Annotated in this window: 10 protein-coding genes; 5 read left to right on the top strand and 5 right to left on the bottom strand. The window is 60.9% G+C overall.

Annotated features, from left to right (window positions below; all coding sequences use genetic code 11):
- The first annotated feature begins 19 nt into the window (after positions 1 to 19).
- Positions 20 to 5446: an alpha-2-macroglobulin family protein gene (locus ACR0NZ_RS13665; RefSeq protein WP_480519568.1), complete on the top strand. Its 5427-nt coding sequence runs from the start codon at positions 20 to 22 to the stop codon at positions 5444 to 5446.
- A gap of 36 nt (positions 5447 to 5482) precedes the next feature.
- Entirely contained in the window at positions 5483 to 7540 is a 2058-nt protein-coding gene (gene pbpC, locus ACR0NZ_RS13660; protein ID WP_480519566.1) for a penicillin-binding protein 1C, read from the top strand.
- A gap of 20 nt (positions 7541 to 7560) precedes the next feature.
- Here pbpC and ACR0NZ_RS13655 read toward each other — a convergent pair whose 3' ends face one another.
- Genes ACR0NZ_RS13655 through ACR0NZ_RS13640 form a run of 4 tightly spaced genes read right to left on the bottom strand, consistent with a single transcriptional unit; the run spans position 7561 to position 14238 of the window.
- Entirely contained in the window at positions 7561 to 9603 is a 2043-nt protein-coding gene (locus tag ACR0NZ_RS13655; RefSeq protein ID WP_480519564.1) for a hypothetical protein, read from the bottom strand.
- Complete coding sequence (locus tag ACR0NZ_RS13650) at positions 9600 to 12362, bottom strand: DUF4159 domain-containing protein (RefSeq protein WP_480519562.1); 2763 nt, start codon at positions 12360 to 12362, stop codon at positions 9600 to 9602. Before ACR0NZ_RS13650 ends, ACR0NZ_RS13655 begins: the two co-directional genes overlap by 4 nt.
- On the bottom strand, positions 12359 to 13234 hold the full coding sequence (locus tag ACR0NZ_RS13645) for a DUF58 domain-containing protein (protein ID WP_480519560.1): 876 nt from the start codon (positions 13232 to 13234) through the stop codon (positions 12359 to 12361). The genes ACR0NZ_RS13650 and ACR0NZ_RS13645 overlap by 4 nt, the downstream gene beginning before the upstream one ends.
- A complete protein-coding gene (locus ACR0NZ_RS13640) occupies positions 13231 to 14238 on the bottom strand; it encodes an AAA family ATPase (RefSeq protein WP_480519558.1) in 1008 nt (335 codons plus the stop codon). The genes ACR0NZ_RS13645 and ACR0NZ_RS13640 overlap by 4 nt, the downstream gene beginning before the upstream one ends.
- Positions 14239 to 14302: 64 nt before the next feature.
- On the opposite strand from ACR0NZ_RS13640, the gene ACR0NZ_RS13635 reads away from it, so the two are divergent.
- A complete protein-coding gene (locus ACR0NZ_RS13635) occupies positions 14303 to 14878 on the top strand; it encodes a DUF1285 domain-containing protein (RefSeq protein ID WP_480519556.1) in 576 nt (191 codons plus the stop codon).
- Here the strand turns inward: ACR0NZ_RS13635 and ACR0NZ_RS13630 are convergent.
- Positions 14861 to 15715 carry a DMT family transporter gene (locus ACR0NZ_RS13630; RefSeq protein WP_480519554.1) on the bottom strand — a complete coding sequence of 285 codons (855 nt, stop codon included), beginning with the start codon at positions 15713 to 15715 and terminating at the stop codon, positions 14861 to 14863. The two genes, ACR0NZ_RS13635 and ACR0NZ_RS13630, sit on opposite strands and share 18 nt — an antisense overlap.
- A gap of 268 nt (positions 15716 to 15983) precedes the next feature.
- On the opposite strand from ACR0NZ_RS13630, the gene ACR0NZ_RS13625 reads away from it, so the two are divergent.
- Positions 15984 to 16739: a hydroxypyruvate isomerase family protein gene (locus ACR0NZ_RS13625; RefSeq protein WP_480519552.1), complete on the top strand. Its 756-nt coding sequence runs from the start codon at positions 15984 to 15986 to the stop codon at positions 16737 to 16739.
- A gap of 62 nt (positions 16740 to 16801) precedes the next feature.
- Complete coding sequence (locus ACR0NZ_RS13620) at positions 16802 to 17032, top strand: DUF2798 domain-containing protein (protein WP_480474477.1); 231 nt, start codon at positions 16802 to 16804, stop codon at positions 17030 to 17032.
- The last annotated feature ends 21 nt before the right edge of the window (positions 17033 to 17053 follow it).

Raw genomic sequence — 17053 nt, 5'->3', positions numbered from 1 at the left:
GCCCAAAGAGGAGGGCACCATGCGCCGCTTTGGTTTTATTTCAATAACTTACATCATTTCACTTTTAGTCCTACCCAGCGCCACCCAGGCGCAGGATGCAGTGCCTGATTTCCGCTATGTCACGACGCGGGACGCAGATTTTTACGGCTCGGATCTGGACGCCCTTTTCGATACCGATCTGAAGTCCTGCATTCAGGCCTGTTCCGCCAATACGTATTGCACCGCGTTCACCTACAACACCCGATCCAATGCCTGTTTTCCAAAAAGCGGTGTAAACCGGCAAGAGGCCTATCAAGGGGCTGTGTCCGCGCAGAAGGTGTCTACCCCAGATCAGACCCGAACATTGGCCAATACACGTGCGAATGCGTTGAGCGTTCTTGGTGCCGCCGACCTGAAGCAAGCCGTTGATCAGGCGCGCGATCTGGGCTTTGTTCATATGGCGCATGGCGACGACCTGCAGGCTGTTCTGGACGCGGCACGCAGCGCGGGCAGCCCGCGACTGGCGATGAATTGGACTGGTGTGGCCGTATCGCTCAGTGACGCGCCCGATCTATGGGTGGAATACGCGCGCTTGTTATTGGCGATAAACCCTACGGACTGGAGTGAAAGGCGCGATCTGCGCAACCGTGCGCTGAATGCCGCAACCAATGGCTATTTGCGCGCGGACGCTCCCGGCACGCAGATTGCCGCCCTGATGACATTGGCCCGCGCCCTGGAAGAGGTCGAGCGCGGGCGCGATATGATCCCCGTGCTGCGGCTGGCCCAGGAAATCCAACCGCGCGAGGATGTACTGGCCGCGCTGAATGATGCCATCGGGAAATACGGGTTTCGCGTGGTCGACAGTTCTGTTGAAAGCGACGCCGCCGCGCCGCGGATCTGTGTTGAGTTTTCGGAACCGCTGGTCAAGGCAGGGGTCGACTATGACCCGTTTGTCCAGAGCAATGATGACGGGTTGGTGGTACAGGCTGAGGGCAGGCAGCTTTGCGTTGACGGTGTCGCCCATGGTCAGCGTTATCGCCTGACGCTACGCGAAGGCTTGCCCTCCGCCTCGGGCGAGGCGCTGAACCGCAATGTTGAGCTTGCCCATTACGTGCGCGACCGGGCGCCTTCGGTCCGGTTTCCCGGGCGCAGCTACGTTTTGCCGAAATCCGCTGACGCCGCTTTGCCTGTTGAAACGGTCAACGTCACCGAGCTGGATTTGATCCTGCGGAGGGTCAGCGACCGGAACCTGTTGCGCGCGGTTCAGCAGGATTTCTTCGGCCGCCCGCTCAGTGAATGGCAGGAAGCAGAATTTTCCGATGAAATTGCCGAGGATATCTGGACCGGCACCGCCGAAGTGGCCAACGAACTGAATCAGACCATGACTGCGCGCCTGCCCATGGCAGAAGCGATCGCGGATCAGCCCGCTGGCATCTATGCGCTGACCGCCCGTGTTCCGGGGGCCGATCCCTATGACGACCCGGGCGCGACGCAATGGTTTGTTCTGTCCGATCTTGGGATCAGCAGCGTGCTTGGCACTGACGGGCTGCACGTCACGGTGCGCGGGCTGAGCGACGCGGCTCCCCGTGCTGGTGTCGAGGTTTCACTGGTCACAAGCGCAAATGCGGTCATCGCCCAAGCGCGGACGGATGAATCAGGTTATGTCCGGTTCGACCCCGGTCTGACGCGCGGCAAGGGGGCCAGCGCGCCCGCACTGGTGATGGCGTCGACCGGGGACAGCGATTTCAGCTTTCTATCCCTGACCGATCCTGCTTTTGACCTGTCAGATCGCGGTGTTGAAGGGCGCGCGCCCGCGGGGCCGGTCGATGTTTTTCTAGCCACGGATCGCGGCGCTTACCGGGCCGGAGAGGTGATCCACCTCACCGCCCTGTCGCGCGATGGTGAGGCGCAGGCTATCGAGGGTCTGCCCCTAACCGCAATTCTGTATCGCCCTGACGGCGTGGAATACCGCCGAACCGTCTCGGATGGCGGCGTCGCCGGGGGGCATATCTTTCGTCTGCCTGTTGCGGCAGATGCACCACGCGGCGCTTGGCGGATCGAGATCAGATCAGATCCCAAAGGCGATGCGCTGGCGCGACAAACAGTGCTGGTAGAAGACTTCCTGCCGGAACGTATAGATTTTGAGCTGAACCTGCCGGACGCGCCCCTGCGTCCCGGCGACAGCCCACCGCTTTCGATCGACGCGCGCTATCTGTTTGGTGCGCCGGGGTCCGACCTGAGCATCGACGGTCAGGTTATCGGACGCCCGGCGGACACAGTGCCAGGCTACGAGGGGTATCGCTTTGGCCGCTATGACGCCGAGACATCGATCAAAAGCACCTATTTCGGTGACACGCGCACAGACGCAAACGGCAAAGCATCCATAGCTGTTGAAATCCCTGCATTAGACACGGAAGGGCAGCCAATTGAAGCCGAGGTTATTGCGCGACTGGCCGATGGCTCGGGCCGCCCTGTTGAACGTCGCCTGAGCGTTCCTGTCCTGCCGTCGCAACCTGTGATCGGTGTCAAACCCATGTTCGAGGACGTAATCCCCGAAGGTACCGAGGCCACGTTTCAGATCATCGGCCTTGCACCCGACCTGACCCCCAGCCCGATGCGCCTGCGCTGGACGCTGAACAAGATCGAAACGCGGTATCAATGGTATCAGCTTTACGGAAACTGGAATTGGGAACCGACAACCCGACGCACTCGCGTTGCCACCGGAGACGTTGACGTCGCCACTGACCCTTTGACGTTGTCCCAGCCCGTGGACTGGGGCCGTTACGAGTTGGTGGTTCAACGCGTAGACGGCACCTTTACGGAAACCGCTGTCGATTTCCATGCAGGCTGGTATCAGGCCGCAGATGCTTCGACCACGCCTGACCGGCTTGAGATGTCGCTGGATCGCGACAGCTATCGGGCCGGGGAAACCGCACAACTGCGCATCGTTCCGCGCATGGCAGGTATCGCCCAGGTCGAGGTGCTGTCGAACCGCCTGATCCATCGCCAAATGGTTGCCGTGCCGGAAGGCGAGACAGTTATCCCGATAGAGGTGACAGAAGATTGGGGTGCAGGTGCCTATGTCACGGCCACAGTGATCCGACCGATGGATGTTGCGGCCGGTCAGAACCCGGCACGCGTCATGGGCGTCGCCTATGCCGCCATTGATCCTGCGGATCGCACGCTGTCGGTTGCCATTGAGGTGCCCGAGGTTACCTCACCCCGTCATACACAGAAGGCCCTTGTTAGGGTCGAAAATGTTACAAGCGATGATCCAGTCTGGCTAACCCTTGCCGCTGTGGATGTGGGCATCCTTAACCTGACGGAGTTCGAAAGCCCAAACCCGCAAGAGTACTATTTCGGGCAACGCCGGCTGGGTGTGGACCTGCGTGATGTTTACGGGCGGCTGATCGACGGCATGAACGGAACGATGGGTACGGTTCGCTCTGGCGGCGACAATGACAACGGGATGCGCCGCCAGTCCCCGCCACCGACGCAAGATCTGATGGCAGTGTTCAGCGGCCCGGTTCAGGTCGGTGCGAATGGAAAGGTTGAGGTCGACATCCCCCTGCCCGCCTTCAATGGTACGGTCCGCCTGATGGCCGTCGCGTGGTCACAAAAAGCCGTCGGGCAGGCCGAGGCTGACATGATCGTCCGCGACCCGGTGGTGGTTACGGCCAGCCTGCCGCGGTTTCTGGCCCCAGGCGATCAAAGCCGGATGCGGCTTGAGATTGTCCATGCGGATGGTGCATCCGGAGACATGGCGCTTGGCCTGACCACCACCGGTGGGTTGGAACTGGGCCCGGTACCGGTACGCTTTCTGCTGGAGGATGGTGGCAAAGCGGTGTTCGACATCCCTGTAACGGCCCATGTCATCGGCGATCCAGAGATCAGCGTTTCCATCACCACACCAGACGGGCGCGATCTGTCGCAAACCCTGCGGATGCCGGTGCGGGCCAATGATCAGGTGATTGCCCGGACACGGCGCTTTGCGCTGGGTGCGGGTAACAGCTTTCTGTTTTCGCAGGATGTTTTTGACGGGTTTCAACCCGGCTCGGCCAAGGCCATCCTGTCAGCCGGAGCGCTGGCAAAGTTCGATATGCCCGGCCTGCTGGATCAGTTGAACCGTTACCCTTATGGATGCACCGAGCAGATCACCAGCAAGGCACTGCCGCTGCTTTACCTGTCATCCGTCGCGCAGGCATCGGGGCTGGGCAATGGCCCGGAGGTGAATCAGCGCATCACGGACTCGATCCGAAGTATCCTGACTCGTCAGGCTGCAAACGGTGCCTTTGGCCTGTGGCGTGCAGGCAGCGGTGATTTCTGGCTGGACGCCTATGTGACCGATTTCCTGTCACGCGCCCGCGTGCAGGGACACCCGGTGCCGGATCGGGCTTTTGCGCAGGCCATGGATAACCTGCGCAATCGGGTCAATTATGCGCCGGATTTTGACGAAGGTGGTCAGGATATCGCCTATGCCCTAATGGTTCTTGCGCGGGAAGGCGCGGCGGCGATGGGCGATCTGCGCTATTATGCGGATGTCAAAGGGGATGCTTTCGACACGCCGTTGGCTGCAGCGCAACTGGGCGCTGCGCTGGCCTCGTACGGGGACCAGACCCGCGCAGACGCGATGTTCGTCCGTGCGGCGCGGATGCTGCAACAGGTGCCGAACGATCAGGAAAACCACTGGCGCGCGGATTACGGCACCCGCCTGCGGGATGCGGCGGGCCTGCTGACCCTGGCCGTAGATGCGGGCAGCGAGGCGATTGACCGCTACGCTTTGATCCAACGGGTAAGCACGGGCCGCACACCCCTGTCTACACAAGAGGCCGCGTGGTCCCTGCTGGCGGCGCACGCGCTGGTGTCTGATCCGTCCGGCTCCGGCTTGAAGGTCAATGGCGTGTCAGTATCCGGCCCCTTTGTTCAGGTTCTGCAATCCGGGCAGGCGGAAGAGGTCAACATCACTGCGACCGACGGTCAGGCAACCGATATCACCCTGACGGTGACCGGAATTCCCGAAGATCCGCCTGGGGCCGGTGGCACCGGCTATGCAATCGAACGGCAGTATTATTCGATGGACGGCGATCTGATTGACGCGGGCCGATTTGCCGTGGGGGACCGGTTCGTCACGGTTCTGACGGTCACGCCGTTTGAAAGCGGTGGGGCGCGTCTGATGGTAGACGATCCTCTTGCCGCCGGAATCGAGATCGACAACCCGAACCTGCTGCGATCGGGCGATGTACGGTCGCTGGACTGGTTGAATCTGTCTGATGCCACGCATACCGAGTTCCGATCGGACAGGTTCTTGGCTGCGGTTGACCTGTCGGGGCGCCAGACCGTGACGCTGGCTTACGTCGCCCGTGCCGTCACACCGGGCGTGTTCCACCATCCGGCGGCCTCGGTCGAAGATATGTATCGCCCCCAGAACCGCGCACGAACGGCGACGGGACGGGTCGAGGTGCAGTGACCGGCCATCGTTCATATCCTTGTTTGGGCGGCGCTCATGCCTAGGGTGCCGCGCCTGTTATTTGCGTTGGCCGGTGCTCTCTATCTGGCGGCATTGGCGCGGGATGGCGTTGACCGCTGGGTCGACGCCACAGTGCTGCCGCCTGTTCTGACTGAAACTTCGGTCGAGATACGGGATCGTAACGGTGACCTCCTGCGCGTGTTTCCGGTTGCAGATGGCATCTGGAGGCTGCAACCCGGTGCGGTCGATCCCAATTTCACCGCCATGCTGCTCCGGTACGAAGACAAGCGTTTCTGGACCCACGCGGGCGTGGACCCTGTCGCATTGCTGCGCGCAGCCGGGCAAAGCCTTTGGAATGGGCGCGCGGTTTCAGGCGGTTCAACTCTGACCATGCAGGTCGCGCGGCTGATCGAAGATGGATCGACCGGACGCTGGAGTGGCAAATTTCGCCAGATTAGGGTCGCATTGGCATTGGAGCGGCAGCTGAGCAAGACACAGATCCTGAACCTCTACCTGACCCATGCCCCCTATGGCGGCAATCTGGAAGGTATCCGTGCCGGTGCCCGCGCATGGTTCGGCAAAGAAGCGACCCGGTTGACTGCCGCACAGGCGGCCCTACTGATCGCTTTGCCGCAATCCCCGGAAGCGCGACGTCCGGATCGCAGACCCGAGGCAGCCCAAATTGCCCGAGATCGGATTTTGCGCAGGTTGGAGCGCTACGGCGTATTGACCAAGGCTGAGATGCACGCAGCCCTGACGGAGACCATTCCTGATCGAACGGTCCCGTTCCCGCGCCTTGCACCCCATCTGACCGACCGCGTGAAAGGCCAAACCCTTGCAAACGGTGTATTTGATCTGACCCTGGATGCAGGGGTGCAAGCCCGGTTGGAAACTTTGGTCGCTCGGGCCGCGGCGCGCATAGGGCCGCGCGTGTCCGGAGCCCTGATCGTAGCAGATCATCGCGACGGCAAGATTTTGGCCTCGGTCGGGTCTGCCGGGTATCGGGATGCGCGACAAGGTTTCGTGGATATGACGCAAGCCGTGCGGTCGCCCGGATCGACGCTGAAACCTCTGGTTTACGGGCTGGCATTCGATCAGGGGCTGGCCCATCCGGAAACCCTGATCAGCGACAGCCCGGTGATGTTCGGGCGCTACGCCCCGCGAAACTTCGATGGCGTTTTCCGGGGCGATGTAAGGGTTCGGGACGCGCTGCAATTGTCACTGAATATCCCTGTCGTACGCCTGACGCACGAGCTGGGCCCCGCGCGCGTAATGGCGGTACTGCGGACAGCAGGATCAGACCCGCGCCTGAGCAGTGGTACACCCGGATTGGCAATATCCTTGGGTGGCGTCGGGCTGAGCCTGCATGATCTTGTGCAGATCTACGTGACGCTGGCCGCTGGTGGGCAAGGCCCGATCCTGCGCCATGACACCTTGGCTGATGCACGGCTCACCTCTCGTGTTTTGTCCGAAACCTCAGCATGGCAGATTGCGGATATCTTGTCCGGGATCACGGCACCCACGGGCAGCACTTCAGGGGCGCTGGCCTTCAAAACGGGAACCTCTTATGGGCACCGCGATGCCTGGGCCATTGGCTTTGACGGGCAGCATGTCATCGGGGTCTGGTTGGGACGCGCGGATGGCACGCCTGTTCCCGGCGCATTCGGAGGGGACGTTGCCGCGCCGCTTCTGACCGAGGCTTTTGGTCTGTTGAAACCTGAACTCACACCCCTGCGCCCACCACCGCCATCAACACTGTTGGTTGGCGCAGCACAATTGCCGCAACCGTTGCAACGTTTCCGGCCCCGCGCGGCGGCTTTCGAAACGGACCAAACCGCACCTGATCTGTTGTTTCCACCGGAAAACGCTCTGTTAGAGACTTTCGGTAGCCCTCTGACAGTGAAACTACGCGGTGGTGTCGGGCCGTTTTCCGTTCTGACTAACGGCGTGCCTGTATTGACCGGGCAACGGCAGCGAGAATTCGAAATTCCCAATCCCGGACCCGGGTTTACCTCACTTGTTGTGGTGGATGCACAGGGCCAATCCGACCGGGCCTCGTTCCGGATCGACCAGAGCGCGCCCGGTTCCCGTTAAAAAACAGCAACGGGCCAGCGTTAACGCCGCCCTTCCCGCAGCCAACCGCCTAGCAGGAACCCCCCAGCCAGCAGCAAGACAAGCCAGGGTGGCAGCAACCCGGCCTGCGTGACATCCCGCGTTTCATACGCGTTGCGTGGGGTCAGACCGATCCAGCCCCGACCGGCGGCGGGGCGTCCTGCGCGCACGTTGCGGATCGATGGCAGCCCATCTTCCAATCGGATCACACCGCCCCGCAACCCGGCCAGCACCGGTTCGAGGACATCACCTGTCGCGATGGTACGCTCGAACTCTTTCGGTGCAGCAGGGCCAAGGCCGATCACAGCCATGTGGTCATCTTCCTGCAAGCGATAAAGGCCGATCTCAGGGCCGTAATACTGCGCTTCAAACCGACCCGGAGAAACCTCTTTCAAAGTAATCTCCAACGTCTCGCCATTCGGCAAGGTGACTGTTACAGGGCCGACCTCTGTCCCAAGCGTCTGACGAATGATGCGCATGGACTGACCGTTGGCCTCGGCCCACAACGCTTCTTCTTCCAGTTCCGGTTCTTTCATCATCCAATGGGCCAGCCTGCGCAACAGCTCCAGCTGCGGGCCACCTCCTTCGAAACCGCGACTCCAAAGCCAGGCGTGGTCGGACGCAAGCATCGCAACGCGCCCTTCGCCAACACGGTTCAGGACAAGCAGCGGACGATCCTCGACCCCGGTCATCAGCACGTCGCCCGAGCGGTGTTTCACGTCGATCTGACGCAACCACGCCCCCCAATCCTCGGACTCTCCAAGATTGGTCGTGACCGGGTGACGATGCCCCAGATCACTGACCATCGGCACATATCGTTCCTCGATCACCCGCGCGGTTGGCTGGGCCGGCAGAACTGGCGCCAAGGGAGAGCGGAAGATGCTGTCGGCACCGGCGAAATCGGGACCGGCGGCAACCAGGACCGCGCCGCCTTCGTTGATGTAGCTTGTGACATTGTCCAGATAGATCGCAGGCAGAATCCCGCGCCTCTTGTAGCGGTCAAAGATGATCAGGTCGAAATCGTTGATCTTTTCCAGAAACAACTCACGAGTCGGAAAGGCGATCAGCGACAGCTCGTCCACCGGCACACCGTCCTGCTTTTCAGGCGGGCGCAGGATAGTGAAATGCACCAGATCAACAGAACTGTCAGATTTCAACAAGTTACGCCACGTGCGACCACCCGGATGCGGCTCGCCCGAGACCAACAGCACACGCAGGCGGTCCCTTACGCCGTTCATCTGGATCAGGGCCGTGTTGTTGCGATCAGTCAACTCGCCTTCAGCCTGAGGGACAGAAAACTGGATCACGTTGCGCCCACCATGGGGCAAAGTGACGGGCAGTTTGACATCGCGACCGATTGGAATGCTGAACTGCTCGGGCTCGCCCCCATCCACCGAAATTTCCAACGGCGCAGACGTTGCACCCGCAGGGGCTGCTCCGCTGTCTTCCACGCGTAGGGTCAACGTCACCGATTCACCAATGATGGCGAAAGCAGGGGCGTTTCGGACAATAAGCCTGCGATCCCAGTCGCTTTCCCGCCCGGTTTGCAGCAGGTGCATCGGTGCGGGCAAATCGGGAGCCTGATCGACATCATGCACAATCCCGTCGGACACCACGAGGATACCGGCGATGCGCGCGCGCGGCTCTTCCGCCAGGGCTTCGTTCAGGGCTGCCATGATCTGCGTGCCCTCATCGCCTTCACCATCGCCGACCCGGATGCGTCGCAGTTCTGTATTGTCGCGTGCCTCGATCTCGGCGGCCAGATCTTCTGCGGCCATTGCCGTTTGTACCACCCGGTCTGAAAGCGTCTGGCTGGCGCTTTCATCCTCGAACATCAGAACGATATCTGTCAGCGGTGCACGATCCTCAATCTGGTAGACCGGGCCGGACAGCGCAGCGATGATCACCAGCACCGCCAACCCACGCAAGGCCCATCCCGACAATCCGCGCCACAAGGCCAGCGCGACCCCGGCCGCGGCAATCATACCCACGACAAGCAGTATCGCCCACGGGATCAGCGGATCAAAGATGACGGTTCCTGTCATTGTCCCAACCTGTCCAGAAGGGCGGGCACGTGAACCTGATCGGATTTGTAGTTCCCCGTCAGCACATGCATCACCAGATTGACACCAAAACGATTGGCCAACTCGCGTTGCCTTTCCCCGGCATAACCGCGCCCGACGGGCAACAGGGCCTGCCCGTTGCGATCCACCGCCCAAGCACCGGCCCAGTCATTGCCGCCAATGACCACCGGCGTCACATTGTCGTTCAGATTGCGGAAGGGCATCCCGTCGATCTGTTCTGCATCAAGCGGCGCGGCTTCGACCCAAACCTCGGTGCCTGAATATCGGCCCGGAAAATCCTGTAAAAGGTAGAACGTGCGTGTCAGAACATGATCGCGCGGAATCGGCTCTAATGAGGGTATATTCAGCGGCCCGGCCAGTTGTTGCAGTTTGCGGCCATTTGGACTGGAGGCACCGAAACCTGCGATATCCGCATCACGCGTGTCAAACAGGATCATCCCTCCGGACCGCAGATAGGCGTTCAGCTTGACATAGGCCTCGGCCGAAGGTTGCGACTGGTTCGCTGAGATCGGCCAATAAAGCAACGGAAAGAACGCGAGTTCATCCCGTTCCAGATCAACGCCGATGGGGTCTGCCGGTTCAACCGATGTGCGATAGAGGAGGGTTTGACCAAGCCCCCGCAACCCGGCTTGCGCAATATCATCTACTTGCGCATCGCCAGTCAGGACATGCGCCAATACCAGTTCGTGGGTCGCAGCCAATGCAAACTCGGTGTCCTCAGGCGTTTGTGCGTGACCTTCGGGTACCAGAAGGAAACCGGCCAGCGCCAAGGCCGTCGTCCGGGCCAGACCCAACCTGCCCGACAAAGCAAGCGATGCAATAACATCGATCGTCAGCAAAATCAGCGCAAGGCTGAGCAACAGACCGCCGAGCGGCATTTCCGTGCTGACCTCCTGCCCTTTGATCGGCACATTTGCGGGCCAGACAACAGGACGCAGCTGAGTTTCTTCCGAGACGACGTTCAACGCCAGCTTCTGCTTGCCACTTTCATAAAGACCCGGGCGCAGTTCCGGCCCGATCTGGCCCGATATCAGCTCAACCCCGTCGACACCGGCCAGGGTTCCGGCATCTGACAATGTGCCAAACCCGTCCATGATCTGTACCGGCTCCCATGTTGTTCCCAGTAACTGAGCCTCTTGCCGTGACTTTGCGGCCGAGGCCACGGCCAGCCGATCCAGCATTTCAACGAACAGGCCCGACAGTGGCAGGCTGGACCATTCTGCATCGGCGGTCACATGGAACAACACCACCTGCCCCAATCCCAGCGCCTTACGTGTCACCAAAGGCGTGCCGTCAGACAGCGAGGCAATCACACGATCCGCCAAGTTAGGGTCTGGTTGCGCCATGACCTGAGTGGAAACGACCACGTCATCAGGGATGTCCAATCCATAGAAAGGCGAGGTTTCGGGGAATGGTGCCAGGGTCTTGGCCTCACCCCAGCTCATCGCGCCGCCGACAGATCGCCCACCGCTGCGCAGCCGCGCAGGCAGCAGGGTGTCTTCGGTGTCACGCCCAAGATCGCTGGCCGCCATACGCGGGCCGGCAAAGCGCAGCAGCAAACCGCCCTGTTCGACCCATTCAATCAGGTCCGCCTTTTCAGGTTCCGACATCTGGGCCACATCTGACAGAACAATGACATCCGGATTGGCGGGCAGAACCTCAGTCAGACCGCCATCGACGAAATCCGCCGTGGGGCTCAGGACCTGAGTCAGATAATGCAGGGGTGACAGCAGCTCCAGACCTTCGCGGTTCAAACTCCCGGCAATCAGCGCGACCTCACGGCGACGCAGGCTGTCATCGGTCAAGGTCACGGTCCCGGCGGACCTTTGGCCCTGGATTTCGAACCGCGTGATCCGGGCGCGGAGTTCGGATGGCAGCGCCAGATCGACCTGCGCCGATGAATCCCCGGCTTCAAGGGTCAGTTCCACAGAATGCAGCACTCGGGCGGTTCCCGCCGGGTCGCGCCCTTGTGCCAATACTGTCACACGTTCCTCGGGGCCGGGGCCTGCGCGCTGCACTGTCACTTTGATCAGCCCATCCTGATAAGCCGCTGGCAGGATCGCCATGGGCCGGGACGCCGCCTGATACACCACGACATCGCCACGAGCCTGCAAGCTGGAGACCAGCGCCGCATGATCCACATAATCCAGCCGGTCACTGAACCAATGGGTGTCAAACCCCCCATCAATCGAATTTAACGCCGCAATGGCCTGTGCGATCTGAGGTTCGGTCGGCTGCCATGGGTTGGGCATCAGTCCCGGCAAATGTCCCCGCCAAGCCTCGGCCCCCTGAAAAACGGGTGTTTCCGGTTCGGTCAGGCGCAGGATAGCCACCGTGCGCCCTGCGCGACCGGCCTCGGTCAGTTGCGCATCGATCTGATCCAGCGTGGCCGACCATCGGGTCGCGCCTGCCCAACTGGCGTCCAGCACCATCAGCAGCGGCCCGGACCCGATCTCATCCCGCGACGGGTTCAGAACCGGACCGGCCAGACCTATGATCACCGCCGCAGCTGCCAGCATCCGCAGCAGCAAGAGCCACCACGGCGTGCGGTCCGAAACGCTTTCGTCATCCTTCAGGCCCAGCAGCAGCGTCACCGCCGGGAACATCCGGCGGATCGGCGCGGGCGGCACCGCGCGCAGGATCAGCCACAGGATCGGCAGGGTCAGAAGACCCAGCAGCACCCATGGAGCGGTAAAGCCGATGCCTGCCAGAACCGTCATCGCGTTCCCCCGTCCAGCGCACGGTATATCCACAACAGTGCCGCTTGTGCGCTATCGCCCGTGTGATGCAGGCCCATTTGCCAGCCAGTCGCCCGGCAAAGTTGCGTCAGCGCATCCTTACGGTGGGCGAGGCGTTGCAGATAGCGGTCCCGCAGCTCTGCCGCCTTGAGCGTTTCGTGTCGGACGGACCCACCGACGCTTTCGAAAATCGTACGTCCACGATAGGGAAATGTCTCTTCTCCCGGATCAAGCACCTGAAGGATCACGCCGCGAACACCACGGTCGGCAGCTTTGGTCAGGGCCAGTTCAGCTTCATCCATTGGACCAAGAAAATCTGAAATGAACACGGCACGGGCATGCGGGATCATGGCGCGATGTTCGGGTGGCGCGTAATCCGATTGATCATCCTCGGACCAGGCTTGCGCCAGCCGGATGATCTGTGCATTGCCACGCCGGGGTGGCAAGGTCGTCCCTGTCAAGCCCACACGTTCACCGCCGCGGACCAGCAAGATGGACGTTGCAAGTCCCAATAGCCGGGCGCGATCCGCCTTGGTCGGCAACGATATGTCGGACGCAAACCGCATCGACGCCCCCTGATCGACCCAAAGCATTACCGATTGCGCGATCTGCCATTCGCGTTCCCGCACATATTGCTGATCTCCACGCGCCGAACGACGGTGGTCGATCATCCGGCGGCTGTCCCCGATCTGCGCAGGGCGGTATTGCCAAAAATCATCCCCCATGCCAGAGCGCCGCCGACCATGGTCTCCCAGCAGAACGGTGCCAGCCAGATGTTCGGCCCGCGCCAAAAGGGGCGGCAGCCGCGATGCCTCGGCCTCGGATCTTTCGCGAAGGGTTAGCGCGGCATTCACGCCGCCGCCTCGGTCCGGATCAACCCGACAGCGGTCGAGTCGATCAGGTCAGCCAGACTGTCACCGCGTGCCCGTGCCGCAAAGTTGAGAGCCATCCGGTGGCTAAGCACCGGGCGCGCCATATCCAGCACATCCTCGGCATTGGGTGCCAGACGCCCCTGCAACATCGCACGTGCCCGAACCGTCATCATCAGCGCCTGCGCAGCGCGTGGACCAGGACCCCACGCGACGGTTTCGGCAACCCGTTCGGATACGCCAGCTTCTTCCGGGCGGAAGGCCCGCACCAGATCAAGGATCAGCTCCACAACCGAGTCCCCGACCGGCATCCGACGCAACAGGACCTGCGCAGCCAGCAGTTCTTCCTTGCTGAAAATCTGGTACGCTTTGTCTTCTTCAACACCGGTCGTGGCCAGCAGAATATCCCGTTCGGTCTGGCGGTCGGGGTATTCTACATCGATCTGCACCAGAAACCGGTCCAGCTGCGCTTCGGGCAGGGGATAGGTGCCTTCCTGTTCGATCGGGTTTTGCGTGGCCAGAACATGGAATGGCACACCAAGGGAACGGTCCTCACCGGCTACTGTCACCGTACGCTCCTGCATCGCTTGCAGCAGCGCGGATTGCGTTCGCGGGCTTGCCCGGTTGATCTCGTCCGCCATCAGCAGCTGACAGAAGATCGGGCCGGGAATGAAACGGAAATGGCGGCTTCCATCGTCGGCCGTATCCAACACCTCGGACCCGAGAATGTCAGCGGGCATCAGGTCGGGCGTAAACTGAATGCGATTGCCATGCAGGCCCATCACGGTCGACAGTGTCTCGACCAACCGTGTCTTACCCAAGCCCGGCAGACCGATCAGAAGCGCGTGACCACCGCACAAAAGCGCAGCCAGAGTCAGGTCCACGACCCTTTCCTGCCCGATGAAGCGGCGGGTGATCGAGGCCTTGGCCTCTTGCAGCTTGTTTTCCAGCGCTTCGATCTCGGCTACGAGGTCGGCAGGTTCGTTCATGACTTTCCCTTCCGTGGACGAATATGATTGAAGTGTATCGCGCTGAGAGGAAATGGCAAAAGCAATGAGCGGACAAAAACCTGTGAAACCCTCGCCCGACGGATTAGCCGCATCGGTAAAAGCCGCCAAAACCCGGGGTTTACCGCCCGTTCACCTGTGGAATCCCCCGTTTTGTGGCGATCTGGACATCCGTGTCGCAAAAGATGGTACATGGAGTTATTTAGGCTCGCCCATCAATCGGTTCGAGCTTGTGAAGCTTTTTTCCTCAATTCTTAAGAAAGAAGACGGGAAATACTATCTGGTCACGCCGGTTGAAAAGGTGGGAATCACTGTCGAAGACGCGCCGTTTATCGCCGTGGATTTCGAGCAAACCGGCGAAGGTCTGACGCAGAACCTGACCTTTCGCACTCAATTGGACGACGTCGCTGTTGCAGGGCCCGCGCATCCGATCCGGATTGTTATCGATCCTGAGACAGAAGAACCGTCACCCTACATACTGATCCGCACGAACCTCGAAGCGCGCATAGATCGCAAAAACTTCTATCGCCTTGCCGAGATTGGTAGCCACCTTGAGGGCTGGTTTGGTGTCTGGTCAGGCGGGCAGTTCTTCCCGCTGATCCCTTCAGCCGATTTTGGTTGACCGCGGTGCGCGGTCCTGTGCCAGCACGACGGCCAAAGCGACCACGCCCGCGCCCAGCGCACGGGTCCAGTTCCAGTCCTCCCCCAGCATCAGCATGATCAGCATCACGTAAAACGGGGCAATATTGATGTGAAACGAAGCCAGCGCCACGCCCAGCTTTCCCACAGCCGAGATGAACAACACCTGGCTGAGCCCCAGTGATATCAAGGCATAGATCCCAAGCATCCCCCATTGCTGTCCATCAATGGCGGCGGTTGGCAGCACATCCATGCCCAGCTGGGCCGCCCCAAAACTCAGCACCGCGGCCATGAGCAACCCACCGACGAAGGTAATCGTGCAGCGCCCGATCTGACTAAGCTCCGGGAAGTCGCGCGCGGTGGCCATGCTACCCCAACAAAACAGGCCCGTTGCAAGGATCGCCAGAACCGCACCCAGCCCCAGCTGTTCGGGCGCGGCGGTGCTGGTTGCAATCAATCCACCCAGAACCGACACCAGAACACCCAACGCAAAGGTCCACTTCAGCCGTCGGGTTCCTGCCATCAGTTCCAGTACTGTTGCAAGCAAGGGCGCACAGGATGCAATGATCGCGACCGTCACCGGATCAGTCATTTTCTGCGCGACGATCAGCAAAAACATGGCAAAGCCAAAACCAAAGCCGCCGACAACCATCGCCCGACCCCATCTGGCGCGTAACACTCTGCTTGGACCGTCCAGCAGAATCCAGACCGGAATCAGAACGGCAACCGCCAGCACCAGACGCGCGGTCAGCAATGCAACAGGGGGCCAGGTTTGCAGCAGAACTTCGGCCGCCGGGAAACCCGCTGCCCAGGTAATCATGGAGGCAACCGCCAACCCATTCCCTGACAACGCAGAGTTTTGACCGCCGGGCAGAGCGGTAGTTGCCCCGCGTACGGGTTCCGGGCTCATCGCCATTGGATTCGAACCTTTTGTTAAGGCGGCGCCCGTAATGACGCGCCGCGCTGAGCGGACCCTTGCTGATTCGGTGCAGGCGATCTGGTCGATTTTCGACAATCTGTCGTTTTCGATCCCTTCCCCGAAAATCATCCCTTGGTTATGGTCGGATAACCACAACCGCTGACCGCCTATGCCCAAATTTGCCGCCAACCTTTCGCTTCTGTTTACCGAAATACCTTACCTGGAGCGGTTTCAGGCGGCGGCAGATGCCGGGTTCACCGCAGTCGAGGTTTTGTTTCCCTACGACATCGCCGCGACGGAAACCCGTCGCGCTTTGCTTGCCAGCGGGTTGGAGCTTGTGCTGATCAACGCGCCACCGCCCAACTACACCGGCGGTGCGCCGGGTTACGCAGCGATCCCCGATGGTCAATCGCGGTTCCAGTCGGATATCCGCCGTGTCCTGCGATATGCCGGGGTGCTGCGCCCCGGCCTGATCCACATCATGTCCGGATACGCCACAGGGCCGGATGCATTGAATTGTTTTGTGCAAAACCTGCAATGGGCCGCCGATTTCGCCCCCCAGCAAAAATTCACCATCGAACCGCTCAACCCGGTTTCACAGCCCGGATATTTTTTGAACGACTACGATCTGGCAGCAGATGTGCTCAACCAGGTGGATCGCCCGAATGTCGGCCTGCAATTTGACAGCTTTCACGCTCATATGATTCATGGCGACGCGCTGGCTGTCTGGGACCTCTTTCATCCGCAGGTGGTCCATGCCCAAGTTGGCGCAGCCCCGGATCGCACGGAACCGGGTCGTGGACCAACGGATTTCAAGGCCTTGTTCTCGACCATGGACGCGGTAGGTTATAGCGGCTGGGTCAGCGCGGAATACACACCCACAACACAACGCACCTGCGACACACTTGACTGGATGCGGGACTGACACTGGTAATTTTCATTCAAATACCGCACATCAGCGGCATTGTGACCATTAGGATGCCTGCCATGATACCAGCCCGCTATGCCCGTGCCGTTTTCAGCCTGATCATGTCCGGCCTCATGTCCTTGATTGTAACAGGGATCGCGACGGTCAAAGCGATTGGGTTTAACCCTGGAACAGTTGGCGACTGGATGGCGTCCTGGGCTTTTTGCTGGCCCATCGCCTTCACCGTAATCCTGCTGTTTGGCCCGTCTGTGCAACGAATGGTGAACCGCATGGTAAGGCCGCAGGGCTGACCCGATGCATGCACAGCCCGC

The organism is Ruegeria sp. AE3 (assembly GCF_056542225.1).
This window is presented reverse-complemented; position numbering and strand designations above follow the sequence as displayed.

What these genes read in the sequence shown, in the direction of transcription:
- ACR0NZ_RS13640 (WP_480519558.1), bottom strand. Translation starts at nt 14,238, where the DNA reads ATGAACGAACCTGCCGACCTCGTAGCCGAGATCGAAGCGCTGGAAAAC.
- ACR0NZ_RS13665 (WP_480519568.1), top strand. Translation starts at nt 20, where the DNA reads ATGCGCCGCTTTGGTTTTATTTCAATAACTTACATCATTTCACTTTTA.
- pbpC (WP_480519566.1), top strand. Translation starts at nt 5,483, where the DNA reads ATGCCTAGGGTGCCGCGCCTGTTATTTGCGTTGGCCGGTGCTCTCTAT.
- ACR0NZ_RS13650 (WP_480519562.1), bottom strand. Translation starts at nt 12,362, where the DNA reads ATGACGGTTCTGGCAGGCATCGGCTTTACCGCTCCATGGGTGCTGCTG.
- ACR0NZ_RS13625 (WP_480519552.1), top strand. Translation starts at nt 15,984, where the DNA reads ATGCCCAAATTTGCCGCCAACCTTTCGCTTCTGTTTACCGAAATACCT.
- ACR0NZ_RS13620 (WP_480474477.1), top strand. Translation starts at nt 16,802, where the DNA reads ATGATACCAGCCCGCTATGCCCGTGCCGTTTTCAGCCTGATCATGTCC.
- ACR0NZ_RS13635 (WP_480519556.1), top strand. Translation starts at nt 14,303, where the DNA reads ATGAGCGGACAAAAACCTGTGAAACCCTCGCCCGACGGATTAGCCGCA.
- ACR0NZ_RS13630 (WP_480519554.1), bottom strand. Translation starts at nt 15,715, where the DNA reads ATGATTACCTGGGCAGCGGGTTTCCCGGCGGCCGAAGTTCTGCTGCAA.
- ACR0NZ_RS13655 (WP_480519564.1), bottom strand. Translation starts at nt 9,603, where the DNA reads ATGACAGGAACCGTCATCTTTGATCCGCTGATCCCGTGGGCGATACTG.